The following is a 12,545-nucleotide window of genomic DNA, read 5'->3' as shown; positions in this document are numbered from 1 at the left end:
GGAGTGATCATAAACCCTGGTGAGTGATCATAAACCCTGGTGAGTGATTATAAACCCCGGCGAGTGATCATAACCCCCCCGCAAGTGATCATAAACCGCCACCACATACAAAAAAGGACTGCTTCGGAAAGTCGATTTAGCGACTTTCCGGGCAGCCCTTTATTTTGTGTTATTTTCTTAGTTTGCGTACAACATCCTCATCAGGCGTCACAAACAACGTCTTCTGTTCAAAATAAATGACAAAGCCCGGTTTAGCGCCATTCGGCTTCTTCACATGGCGGATTTCCGTAAAATCTACCGGAACAGACGATGAACCCCTCGCCTTGCTGAAATAAGCCGAAAGAATCGCCGCTTCCTCAATTGTCTGTTCATCCGGATTCGAATCATGGATAACGACATGCGATCCAGGAATATCCTTCGTATGGAGCCATACATGATCCCGTGCTGCAATCTTGAACGTCAAATAATCATTCTGTTTATTATTCTTCCCGACGGAAATCAGAATGCCCGAAGATGACATATACGACTCGGGTGAAGGCTTTTTCGGCTTCTGCTTTTTCTTGCCCCTTCTTGCCCGCATGAGACCCGACTCCGCCAATTCTTCCCTGATTTCATCGATATCTTCAGGAGAAGCTTGCATGACCTGCTGTTTAATCATCTCGAAATAATCGATATCTTCTTTCGCCTTCTCCAACTGTTCCGCAATCATGATCAATGCATTTTTCGCTTTTGTATAACGCGAATAAAAACGCTGGGCATTTTCAATCGGCGTCTTCCTCGGATCAAGTGGAATCGTCACAGTCGTTCCTTCCTCATAATAATTGTCGACGACCGCTTCCTTATCCCCTTTATTGATTGCATAGATATTTGCCGTTAGCAGTTCACCATATAACTGGAACGTATCCAATTTCCCTGCTGCTTTCTGCTCTTTGTCCAGCTTCTCCATCTTCAATTTCAATTTTGCAATCTCGTTATCAAGCCAACGCTCCAAGTCCGCAGCCTGGGATTTCACCCGTTCCCGTTCTGCCCTTGCGAAATAGACTTTATCGAGCAGCTCGCCGAGTGTTTCAAACGTCGCGACGACTTTGTCTGCATGCGTCAATTCCGTCGCTGAAAAAATCATTTTATTCCCGACCTCTGCAATCGTCGGTGTATGCGTCCCGCCTTTGAATGAAGAAAGAAAATCCTTGTATTCGAGAAAGGCATTTTCCTTATCTGTTTCACTCAACCGGTGCAGAAGTTCCTCCCCGTGGATTGGGGAAAAACCTGAAAGTTTGCCTACAACTTGTTTGGCATTCTCCCATTCTGGCAATAATGTTAGGAACTCCTTTTCATCCAGCTCAAAAGGATCCAATTTTTCCTGAGGAGGCGCGGGAATATAGGGTTGTCCCGGCAGAACCGTACGATAACTGTTGACGGAAGGAGGCAAATGCTTCATGCTGTCGATGATCATATTTCGTTCCGGATCGATCAGCAGCAAATTACTATGCCTTCCCATGATTTCTACTATCAATTGGCGATGGATATCATCGCCGATTTCATTTTTCGCACGAATATCGAATGAAATGATCCGGTCATTTCCTGATTGCCGGATCGATTGGATCATACCTCCTTCAAGATGCTTCCTTAATACCATGCAAAACATCGGAGGTTCTGAAGGGTTTGCAATCGTTTCATCAGTCAACTGTACACGGGAATACGATGAATGGGCGGAAATAAGCAGTTTATAATTGCTTCTTCCAGCTCTCACGATTAGGACGACTTCCTGTGCGTTCGGCTGATGGATTTTTGAAATTCGGCCGTCTTTAATTTGTTGCAGCTCTTCGACCGTCGCTGCTGTGAATAAACCGTCAAATGCCATGATAATTCCTCTTTCAAACGTTTTGTTCCATTTTAGCACTCTCTGGGTGCGATATGTTATAATATGAGAAGATTGTTTGCTATGATGATTGGAACAATAAAAGCTAGAGAATACATAAGAAGAGGGATTGCATGTACAAACAACGTGGACTGTTGATTGTCCTGTCCGGGCCATCCGGTGTCGGAAAAGGGACGGTCAGAAAAGAGCTTTTTCAACAACCTGACACGAACTATGAATATTCGATATCGATGACGACGAGAAGCCCTCGCGAAGGCGAACAGGACGGCGTCGATTATTTTTTCAAGTCGCGCAATGAGTTTGAGCAATTGATAAAAGAAGGAAAATTATTGGAGTATGCCGAGTACGTCGGCAATTATTACGGCACCCCTCTGGATTATGTGAACGAGACGCTGGACGCCGGAAGGGATGTCTTCCTGGAAATTGAAGTTGTCGGCGCTGCCCAAGTTCGAGAGAAAGTTCCGGATGGATTATTCATCTTTCTTGCACCGCCGAGTCTGTCCGAGCTGGAAGATCGATTGGTCGGCAGAGGGACGGAGGAAGCCAATGTCATTGCAAGCAGAGTGTTGAAAGCGCGTGAAGAGCTGGAAATGATGAACTTGTATGACTATGTTGTTGAAAATGATGAAGTGTCGAAAGCTTGCGACCGCATAAATGCCATCGTGACGGCAGAGCATTGCCGCCGTGAACGTGTCGAAAAAAGATATTTACTTATGTTGGAAGGGGAATAAATTATGTTATATCCATCTGTTGACTCTCTAAAAGGAAAAATCGATTCGAAATACACACTCGTGACACTTGCCGCTATGCGCGCCCGTGAAATGCAGGAAAGCAAGAATATGTTGCTTCAATCCTATACTTCGTATAAAAACGTAGGGAAAGCTTTGGAAGAAGTTGCTGCTGGTGCATTGTCGAAACAAGTGCAGGATGCTTCGATTGTGTACGAAGACGAAGTGTGATGAACATTCTTTACATTGAAGTATTTGAATAGGTTTGCATACTCCCTTAGAAACAGATTTTCTTTGGGAGTTTGTCATTTTTATAAGCGTTTTCCCGGAACTCAATGCCAATACATATAGTTTTTTTATGAGAAAGGGTGGGTCTGTTGTTGAATAAAAAAATACTTGTCTGTGTAACCGGCGGAATCGCCGTCTATAAAGCAATCGCACTTGTAAGCAAACTAACGCAAGCGGGGGCTGAAGTGAAAGTGGTGATGACTGCATCGGCATTGGAATTCGTGACGCCGCTTTCTTTTCAGGTGCTATCGCGGAATGATGTCTTCTACGATACATTCGACGAAAAGGATTCGAGCGTCATTGCCCATATCGATCTGGCGGATTGGGCAGACCTCGTTATCGTTGCGCCTGCAACGGCAAATGTCATCGGCAAACTTGCAAACGGCATAGCGGATAATATGGTAACCACAACTCTTCTTGCCACAACAGCGGAAGTCTGGATCGCCCCGGCGATGAATGTCCATATGTATGAAAACAGGTCGGTCATCCGAAACATCGAACAGCTTCATGAAGACGGGTACCGCTTCATTGAACCGGATGAAGGCTTTTTGGCATGTGGCTATGTAGGTAAAGGCAGACTTGAGGAGCCTGAAAAAATTGTCCACCTCATTGAGGAGCGATTTTCGAAACCGGAAAATCTTCCATTGTCAGGGAAAAAGGTCGTTGTCACTGCTGGACCTACCCGGGAAAGAATCGACCCTGTACGTTATATTTCCAATTTTTCGAGCGGTAAGATGGGATATGCAATCGCGGAAGCTGCAGTGGCGTTAGGGGCGGAAACGACATTGATTTCAGGTCCGGTGGAATTGCCGAAACCAGCCGGTGTTCAACTTATTAACGTAGAAAGTGCAGAGGAAATGCTTAATGCCGTATTAAGTAGATTCGACGAAGCAGATCTCGTCGTTAAATCGGCAGCGGTTGCGGATTACCGACCGAAAGAGCAGCATACGCAAAAGATGAAGAAACGGGAAGGTGATTCATCCATAGCGCTCGAACGTACAACTGATATTCTTAAAACACTTGGGGAACAGAAAAAGGGGCAGGTCCTTATTGGGTTTGCAGCGGAGACGAATGATGCAATTGAATATGGCATGAAGAAACTATCCAATAAAAACTTGGACTATATCATCGTGAATGATGTGACCGATCCGGATGGCGGCTTCGGCAGCGATACGAATGTTGTCACATTATTATCAAGAAAGGGGCAAGCATATCCTTTCGACGCGATGCATAAAAAGGAATTGGCCAAGATGCTTTTACGAACGATTTTGGAATTGGAGTGTGACGTTTAAAATGATAGCTGAAGTCATCGTCGATGTGTCCGCGTATCCAATCGACCGTCCCTTTGACTACGCTGTGCCCGGCCATCTGGAAACTGTGATCGAATGCGGATCACGTGTGAAAGTTCCTTTCGGTCCGAGGAAAGTGATCGGCTACGTCACCGGCCTTAAAACGGAAAGTGACATAGAAGAGAAAAAAATGAAAAGAATCGATGAACTGATCGACTTGGATCCGGTTCTTTCTCCAGAGCTGTTAGGATTGGCTAAAAAAATGGCGAGGGAGACGCTTTCATATGAAATCGATGCACTGCAAGTGATGCTGCCTGCAGCAATGCGGGCAAAATATGAGAAATTCATCAGTGTAGAAAAGCCGGATGAAATAGATGATGCCCGATTTGCACTGTTTTTGAATAATCGTACGCGAATTCCACTCAAGCAGATAACGGATTCCTCAATTTTGAAATTGGTCAAGGATTATTCGGACAAAGGGATTGTTGCAGTCGACACGGCAATCAGTCAACAGACGAAGGTGAAAAAAGTACGAACAGTCCATATCGGGGATTCCGACACGCTAGCCGAATTGCTGCTCACGGTCCATCCAAATGCGAAAAAACAGGCTGAATTGATCAGGTGGATGTTGGACCATGCTGGAGAAACGATGGAGGCCGCGAAACTTTTGAATGAGTCCGGCATCCAAAACCCCGTTCTCAAAGCTGTCATTGAAAAGGGAGGGGCGGCAGAAGCGTATATCGAAACGTACCGTGAGCCCGATGCCCCGAAGCTTCTTGATACACCGATTCCACTCCAGCTGACAGCGGAGCAGCAAAGCGCGCTGGATAAAGTGAAAGAGGCTGCAGATTCAGGAATAGCTGAAACATTCCTCTTGCATGGCGTTACGGGCAGCGGGAAAACCGAAGTCTATCTACAGGCGATCAAGCATGTGCTTGATGAGGGAAAGGAAGCGATCGTCCTCGTTCCCGAAATTTCATTGACCCCTCAAATGACGGCACGATTCCAGGAACGTTTCGGAAGTCTCGTCGCGGTCATGCATAGCGGGTTGTCGTCGGGAGAGAAGTACGATGAATGGCGAAAAATCCACCGCAAAGAAGTGAAAGTTGTTGTGGGGGCAAGGTCCGCCATTTTTGCTCCATTTGAAAATGTGGGGATTATTATCCTCGATGAAGAGCATGAGTCGACATATAAGCAGGAGGACACACCGCGCTACCATGCAAGGGATGTTGCCATCTGGCGTTCTGAGCATTACGGCTGCCCGGTCATCCTTGGCAGCGCAACCCCTTCTCTCGAATCGTATGCACGGGCCACAAAAGGCGTCTATACATTATTAGAGCTGTCAAAACGGGCGAAAAACCAATCATTGCCAACTGTCACAGTTGTAGATATGAGGGACGAATTGAAGGAAGGAAATCGGTCGATGTTTTCCGTGCAATTGGCGGAGGCCATCCGTCTTCGTTTGGAAAAGAAAGAGCAAACCGTCCTGTTCCTCAATAAAAGAGGCTTCTCCTCATTCGTATTATGTAGGGATTGCGGAACGGTTGTCCAGTGTCCGAATTGCGATATTTCATTAACCTATCACCGTGCAAATGAAAGTTTGAAATGTCATTATTGCGGTCACGAGGAACGGGTTCCGCTCGTATGTCCGGAATGTGAAAGTGAACATATCCGGTTTTTCGGTACAGGCACGCAAAAAGCGGAAGAAGAAATTTCAAAGCTTTTCCCTGAAGCACGAGTACTTCGGATGGATGTAGACACGACAAGACAAAAAGGTGCGCATGAACGGATTCTGCGTCAATTCAGCGAAGGGAAGGCGGATATCCTCCTTGGCACACAGATGATCGCAAAAGGGCTCGATTTCCCGAACATTACATTGGTCGGTGTGTTGGCTGCGGATACGACATTGCATTTAGCGGACTTCCGGGCTGCCGAAAAGACGTTCCAATTGATGACGCAAGTAAGCGGACGAGCAGGCAGGCATGAGTTGGCTGGGGAAGTTTTCATCCAGACGTATTCACCGGAACATTATGCGATCGAATTGGCGAAGACTCAGCATTACGAGACGTTTTATCATTTGGAAATGTCCACACGCAAACAATATGGATATCCTCCGTTTTTCTATATTACACTCGTCCAATTCTCACATGAGGATTTATTGAAGGTCGCAGATTTTGCGGAAAAGGGTACTCGCTATTTGAAGAGTTCTCTATCCCACGATAGCGTCATCATCGGTCCGGCGGCAGCTGCGATAAGTCGAGTGAACAATAGATATCGTTATCAATGTTTGATAAAATACAAAAAAGAGCCGAAGCTGATTGAAACGCTTCAGCAATTGATCAGAATGTATCGGACGAACTGGATGAAGGAAGGTCTGCTCATGACAGTCGATGTAGACCCGACCTCCATTTTTTAACGTTCGGATGATTTGGAAATGAGGAATTGAATTGGCAATACTTGAAATTGTAAAAAGCCCTTCAAAACTGCTGACACAGCGTTGCAAGGAAGTGGAGAAATTTGATGAAAAATTGGCGAAGTTGCTCGATGATATGTACGACACAATGCTCGATGCGGATGGCGTAGGGCTCGCAGCTCCTCAAGTTGGGGAGCTGGTTCGAGTCGCCATCGTAGATATGGGCGAAGGAAATGATGTGATTGAAATGGTCAATCCAGTTGTCACTGCCATCGGAGGCTCGGTTGTGGAAATCGAAGGCTGCCTTAGCTTCCCTGGTCTCTACGGTGAAGTGGAGCGTCCGTTTTACGTAAAGGTCGAGGCACAGGAACGGGACGGTTCTCTTTACGAATTGGAAGCGGAAGATTACGAAGCACGTGCGATCTTGCATGAAATCGATCATTTGGATGGAGTTTTATTCGATTCGAAAATATCTCGCATTGTAGACCCGGAGGAATTTGAAGAGGTCGACGAGGAGGGGGAAATAGAATGACGAAAATCGTATTCATGGGAACTCCGGACTTTTCAGTTCCTGTCCTATCAATGCTGCATGAGGAAGGGTTCGACATCATTGCAGTCGTTACTCAACCCGATCGGCCAGTCGGAAGGAAGCGGGTCCTGACGCCTCCACCTGTAAAAAAAGAAGCGAAGCGGCTTAACTTGCCGGTATTCCAGCCAGAAAAACTGAGATCATCCGAAGAACTTGCGGAACTCATTCAAATGAAACCGGATTTGATCGTCACTGCGGCATACGGACAGATTTTACCGAAAGATTTGCTGGATGCCCCCCGCCTCGGTTGCATCAACGTCCATGCGTCCTTGTTGCCAAAATACCGGGGAGGCGCCCCGATTCACCAAGCAGTCATCGATGGAGAATCGGAAACTGGCGTCACAATCATGTATATGGTGGAAAAGCTCGATGCGGGAGATATCATTTCGCAAATCAAGGTGCCTATTACAGATGACGATAATACCGGCATGCTTTTTGAGAAGTTATCCGTCGCCGGCACCGAATTATTGAAAGAGACGTTGCCTTCCATCATTGACGGAACAAATGAACGAATTCCCCAAGACGAAAAATTCGTTTCATTTGCTGGAAATATAACACGCGAACAGGAAAGAATCGACTGGTCTAAAGGAGGTACAGCTATATTCAATCAAATTCGCGGACTGTATCCATGGCCTGGAGCATATTCTGTATTTCAAGAGGAAAACGTAAAAATTTGGACAGCTGACAAATCCGATTTCAGTACGGATGCCGCACCAGGTACGATTATCAAATTACTGAAAGACAGGCTGGTTATCAAAACAGGAGACGACATGTCGATTGCTATCACTGAATTGCAACCCGCCGGCAAAAAGCGGTTGTCAGCGGAAGAGTTCCTGAATGGCGTAGGAGCCAAATGGAATGAAGGGGATCAATTCGAATGACAAATGCTAAAAAGAGAATTTGGAACGGCAATGTCCGTGATGCCGCTTTAACGATTCTGATGGAAATCAATCAGAATCAGGCCTACAGCAATCTTCTGCTCAACCGGACGATCAAGAAATATGCTATCGATCCGAAGGACAGAGGTTTATTGACAGAATTGACGTACGGCACATTGCAGCATCGTCTGACATTGGAATATTACTTGAAACCTTTCGTGAAGGGAAAATTAGACCCGTGGGTACGGGAATTACTTTATTTATCGATTTATCAAATTGTCTATTTAACGAAAATACCTCCGCATGCAGTCGTCCACGAAGCAGTGGAAATCGCGAAAAGAAGAGGGCATAAAGGAATTGAGGCAACTGTAAACGGCATATTGCGTTCCATATTGCGAAAAGGCGTCCGCCCGATTGAAGATATTGAGGACGAAATCGAAAGAATGTCGGTTGAAACAAGTCATCCAGCATGGTTGATTGAACGATGGATGAAGCAGTTCGGCAAGGAAGAAGCATTGGCGATGGCCCATGAAAACAATCATCCAGCACGTATGACGGCAAGGGTCAACTCTTTGAAAGCGACAGTCGAAGAAGCAATGGCAGCGTTGGCGAAGGAAGGGATCGAAGCATCGAAGGGAGAGGTCATTCCCGGGAGCATCCAAGCGTCAAGCGGCAGCTTAGCAAATACGGATGCGTTTATGGAAGGGTTATTGACAATCCAGGATGAAAGTTCGATGTTGCCCGTTCTTGCACTTGATGTGAAGCCGGATATGAAAGTGTTGGACATGTGTGCCGCTCCAGGCGGAAAGACGACGTTCATTGCCGAGAAAATGAATGATGAAGGCGAAATATATGCACATGATTTACATGAGCATAAACTTGTGCTGATTGAATCGAATGCAAACCGCCTAGGCATCCAATCGATACGGACGAAAAGCGGGGATAGCCGTGAGCTGGAATCGGTCTACGGACCTGCCTCTTTTGACCGGATCCTTGTTGATGCACCTTGCAGCGGGCTTGGCGTCATCCGTCGCAAGCCTGAAATAAAGTATACTAAGACTGAAAAGGACTTGGAAAGTTTAATAGGTATCCAGGAGCAGCTGCTCGATACAGCTTATCGTCTAGTAAAAAATGATGGCATCATCGTTTATAGTACGTGTACGATCGAGTACGACGAAAACGAAGGGATGGCCCGTAGATTCTTGGACAAACATCCGGATATGGAGATGGCTCCGCTCGATGCGCTCGCCGACAATGATTCTTTGGCAATCAAAGATAATATGCTGCAAGTGCTGCCTCAGCATTTTGGAAGCGATGGATTTTTCGTAGCGGCATTCCGCAAACGGAAGGACTGACATTCAGCTGATGACATATGTAAATAGATAAGGGGAATTTGTAAATCGTTTATGGAAAAGGGGGGACGAGTGTTGCGATTCGAAGTAGTGACAGATATAGGAAAGAAGCGAACAGTGAATGAAGATAGCGCGGCGGTCTTTGCAATTCAGGACGGGCCGACGCTCGCAGTTGTCGCGGACGGCATGGGTGGCCATCGTGGAGGGGATTATGCAAGCTCGACTGCAGTCAGGATACTTGGCGAACAGTTCATGAAAGTGGATGGCCCTTCAAGCATGGAAGAGGAAGACTGGAAAGAATGGCTTCTTGAGACGGTGTTGCATGTAAACCGCACTCTATTTGACGTTGCCGAAAGCGACGATGAATACAAAGGGATGGGAACTACATTAGATGCAGTGCTTCTTTATGGAAATAAAGGCCTTGTCACTCATATCGGGGATAGTCGTGTGTACACGATTAACCGGAATGAAATTCTGCAAATAACGAAGGACCATTCCTTCGTGAATATATTGCTTGATTCTGGAGAGATCACCGAAGAAGAGGCGGCAAGACATCCCCAGAGGAATTGGATCATGAGGGCAGTAGGATCTGAAAAGTCGATTATGCCCGACTTTTATCAAATCCAACTGGATGAACAGACGTATGTGCTGATCTGTACGGATGGGTTGAGTAATAAAGTCGACAATGAACAGATTCAAGCGATCGTTACCTCGGATGGAGATTTACATGACAAGGCGGTTAAATTGGTCGAATTGGCCAATGAACTAGGCGGAGAAGACAATATTTCCGTCATTTTGGCGAATTCTTCTGCGTCGGAGGTGAGCCAACAATGATCGGCAAACGAATTGGCGGCCGTTACGAAGTGCTCAGAGGAATCGGCGAAGGCGGCATGTCGAAAGTCTATTTGGCACATGACATCATTTTGGATCGCGATGTCGCCATCAAGGTCCTGAACTATGATTTCGCAAATGAGCAGGATTTGAAAAAGAGGTTCCAACGGGAAGCCCTATCTGCGACGAGCTTGACCCATCCCCATATCGTCAATATTTTTGACGTCGGCGAGGATGAAGAACTTCATTATTTGGTCATGGAATATATCGAAGGCCAGACCTTAAAGAAATACATTCAAATGAATGGGCCATTGCGTGTACAAGAGGCAGTCAGAATCATGAGGCAGCTCGTTTCGGCGATCGCAAACGCCCATCATAACGGCATTGTCCATCGTGATATTAAACCGCAAAATATATTAATGGATTCGGAAGGCAACGTGAAAATAACCGATTTCGGCATTGCAATGGCATTAAGTGCAACTGCCCATACAAAAACGAATTCCGTTATCGGAACGGTCCATTATTTATCCCCTGAACAAGCAAGAGGCGGCATGGCGACGAAAAAATCGGATATTTATTCATTAGGAATTGTCTTTTATGAATTGTTGACAGGTGAATTGCCATTTTCTGCAGAGACTGCGGTTGCGATTGCTTTGAAACATTTACAGGAGGAGACCCCTTCTGTCCGGCTTGCATTTCCCGGTATTCCGCAAAGCGTTGAAAATGTCATTTTGAAAGCGACAGCAAAGGATGCTGCATATAGATACCAGTCTGTGGATGAGATGTATGATGATCTGCTCACTGTTTTATCGCCGGAAAGGCAGCTTGAAGAGAAATTCACGATTCCGTTTGATGACGATAGAACGCGTGTCATTCCTGTCATTACGGATACTTCAAAAGCGGACCACTCGGAAAAGACAAAAATCATCGAGCCAGTCGTTCCCGAACCGGTTCCACAATCGAAGAAGAAAAGGAAAAAATGGCCGATTATTGTAGGTGTCACTGCATTGCTAGTAGCGATTGCTGCATTGCTTATTATTTTTTGGCCGTCCTTATTCGGACCTAAAACTGCCTTGATCCCAGAGGTGGTCGGTTTGGAGGAAGCTGAAGCGGTTTCGCTGTTAGAAGAGAATGGGTTTGTCGTTGAAGACAAGGTGGAAGATTACTCGGAAGAATACCCGGCTGGACAAGTTTTCAAGACAAATCCTGAAGCAGATAAAAAACGGGAAATCGGCTCGGCAGTCACCATTTATGTAAGTATCGGCAAGGAGACAACCGAACTGACAAATTATGTTGGCAGGGATTATGATGATGAAATCGTGAATTTCCTGGAAGGTTTCGGATTCAAGATTGCTGAACCGGAATGGGTTTATAATGATGCACCGAAAGGGCAGATCCTGAAACAGACACCGGAACCTGGAGAAGATGTCGTCCCTGAAGATACCGAAATTGTCTTTACGGTCAGTGCGGGAAAAGAAATGAAAACACTTGCTGATCTGTCGGACTATACTGAAGACGAACTGAAGGAATACGCGAAAAATTCGAAATTTAATATTCGGATTGTGAAAAGGGAAGAACACGATACGGTGAAAGAAGGCCATGTCATCTCGCAAGATCAACCTGCAAACTCGGAACTTGAAATAGGTTCGTTAGTAAATGTCGTCGTTTCAAAAGGTAAAGAGAAGAAACCGATAAAATATATCCCGACCATTGTTGATATTCCATATAAACCTTCGAACAACGGTGAAGAAGATGATGAAGCATCTGACCCAGAGCCGCAAACGATCAGTATCTATATCCAAGACAGCAAACATTCAATGGCGGAACCAGTTGTTGAATTTACGATAACGGAAGATACGCAAAGAGAGATTATTGTCGCCTTGGAAGATGGCCAACGTGGTCAATTCCAAGTCCGTAGAGGTTCAGAAATCATTGCAGAAAAAACAATCAATTATGATGACGAATAAGAAAGAGGGATTGGATGCCGGAAGGACAAATCAGAAAAGCGATCAGCGGTTTTTATTATGTCAAAAGTGGAGACGGAAACCTCGTCCAGTGCAAAGGGCGTGGGGTTTTCAAAATTAGGGGCATATCCCCACTTGTCGGCGATTTTGTCACGATTGTCCAAGACGGTGATAATGATGCGACAATCACGGAAGTACACGAGAGGAAAAACGAGCTCGTGCGACCGCCTATCGCCAATGTGGATCAGGCCCTGCTTGTGTTTTCGATAGTGGAGCCGGATTTCTCTCTTCACCTTTTGGATAGGTTCCTCACCGTAATTGAGTCGGTCGGCAT

The 12,545-nt window shown here is 45.9% G+C and carries 11 protein-coding genes; 10 read left to right on the top strand and 1 reads right to left on the bottom strand.

What is annotated here, in order from left to right; all coding sequences use genetic code 11:
* Window positions 1–169 precede the first annotated feature (169 nt).
* Complete coding sequence (locus tag AWV70_RS16905; RefSeq protein ID WP_060209591.1) at window positions 170–1,861, bottom strand: Rqc2 family fibronectin-binding protein; 1,692 nt, start codon at window positions 1,859–1,861, stop codon at window positions 170–172.
* Window positions 1,862–1,992: 131 nt separating this feature from the next.
* Between AWV70_RS16905 and gmk the strand changes: the two genes are divergently transcribed.
* From gmk to rsgA, 10 genes are all read left to right on the top strand, one after another.
* Window positions 1,993–2,610, top strand: a complete 618-nt coding sequence (gene gmk, locus AWV70_RS16900) for a guanylate kinase (RefSeq protein WP_060209589.1) — start codon at window positions 1,993–1,995, stop codon at window positions 2,608–2,610.
* A gap of 3 nt (window positions 2,611–2,613) precedes the next feature.
* Window positions 2,614–2,838: a DNA-directed RNA polymerase subunit omega gene (gene rpoZ / locus AWV70_RS16895; RefSeq protein ID WP_060209587.1), complete on the top strand. Its 225-nt coding sequence runs from the start codon at window positions 2,614–2,616 to the stop codon at window positions 2,836–2,838.
* A 143-nt stretch (window positions 2,839–2,981) separates the two neighbouring features.
* Window positions 2,982–4,187 carry a bifunctional phosphopantothenoylcysteine decarboxylase/phosphopantothenate--cysteine ligase CoaBC gene (gene coaBC, locus AWV70_RS16890; protein ID WP_060209597.1) on the top strand — a complete coding sequence of 402 codons (1,206 nt, stop codon included), beginning with the start codon at window positions 2,982–2,984 and terminating at the stop codon, window positions 4,185–4,187.
* 1 nt (window position 4,188) lies between these two features.
* The gene (gene priA / locus AWV70_RS16885; protein ID WP_060209585.1) at window positions 4,189–6,600 is read left to right on the top strand and encodes a primosomal protein N'; all 2,412 of its coding nucleotides are present in this window, start codon (window positions 4,189–4,191) and stop codon (window positions 6,598–6,600) included.
* 31 nt (window positions 6,601–6,631) lie between these two features.
* Entirely contained in the window at window positions 6,632–7,129 is a 498-nt protein-coding gene (def, locus tag AWV70_RS16880) for a peptide deformylase (protein WP_060209583.1), read from the top strand.
* A complete protein-coding gene (gene fmt / locus AWV70_RS16875; protein ID WP_060209581.1) occupies window positions 7,126–8,067 on the top strand; it encodes a methionyl-tRNA formyltransferase in 942 nt (313 codons plus the stop codon). Before def ends, fmt begins: the two co-directional genes overlap by 4 nt.
* Complete coding sequence (rsmB, locus tag AWV70_RS16870; protein WP_060209579.1) at window positions 8,064–9,419, top strand: 16S rRNA (cytosine(967)-C(5))-methyltransferase RsmB; 1,356 nt, start codon at window positions 8,064–8,066, stop codon at window positions 9,417–9,419. Before fmt ends, rsmB begins: the two co-directional genes overlap by 4 nt.
* Before the next feature lie 72 nt (window positions 9,420–9,491).
* Window positions 9,492–10,250, top strand: a complete 759-nt coding sequence (locus tag AWV70_RS16865) for a Stp1/IreP family PP2C-type Ser/Thr phosphatase (RefSeq protein WP_060209576.1) — start codon at window positions 9,492–9,494, stop codon at window positions 10,248–10,250.
* Window positions 10,247–12,214 carry a Stk1 family PASTA domain-containing Ser/Thr kinase gene (gene pknB, locus AWV70_RS16860; RefSeq protein ID WP_060209574.1) on the top strand — a complete coding sequence of 656 codons (1,968 nt, stop codon included), beginning with the start codon at window positions 10,247–10,249 and terminating at the stop codon, window positions 12,212–12,214. Before AWV70_RS16865 ends, pknB begins: the two co-directional genes overlap by 4 nt.
* Before the next feature lie 14 nt (window positions 12,215–12,228).
* A partial coding sequence (gene rsgA, locus AWV70_RS16855) for a GTPase RsgA (protein ID WP_153010035.1) occupies window positions 12,229–12,545 on the top strand: 317 nt, incomplete at its 3' end.

The sequence above is a fragment of the Sporosarcina koreensis genome (assembly GCF_001531445.1).
Classification (GTDB): domain Bacteria; phylum Bacillota; class Bacilli; order Bacillales_A; family Planococcaceae; genus Sporosarcina; species Sporosarcina koreensis_C.
This window is presented reverse-complemented; position numbering and strand designations above follow the sequence as displayed.

Bases quoted from the DNA above. Each gene is read 5' to 3' on its own strand.
- rpoZ (WP_060209587.1), top strand. From the start codon at position 2,614: ATGTTATATCCATCTGTTGACTCTCTAAAAGGAAAAATCGATTCGAAA.
- fmt (WP_060209581.1), top strand. From the start codon at position 7,126: ATGACGAAAATCGTATTCATGGGAACTCCGGACTTTTCAGTTCCTGTC.
- priA (WP_060209585.1), top strand. From the start codon at position 4,189: ATGATAGCTGAAGTCATCGTCGATGTGTCCGCGTATCCAATCGACCGT.
- pknB (WP_060209574.1), top strand. From the start codon at position 10,247: ATGATCGGCAAACGAATTGGCGGCCGTTACGAAGTGCTCAGAGGAATC.
- gmk (WP_060209589.1), top strand. From the start codon at position 1,993: ATGTACAAACAACGTGGACTGTTGATTGTCCTGTCCGGGCCATCCGGT.
- AWV70_RS16905 (WP_060209591.1), bottom strand. From the start codon at position 1,861: ATGGCATTTGACGGTTTATTCACAGCAGCGACGGTCGAAGAGCTGCAA.
- rsmB (WP_060209579.1), top strand. From the start codon at position 8,064: ATGACAAATGCTAAAAAGAGAATTTGGAACGGCAATGTCCGTGATGCC.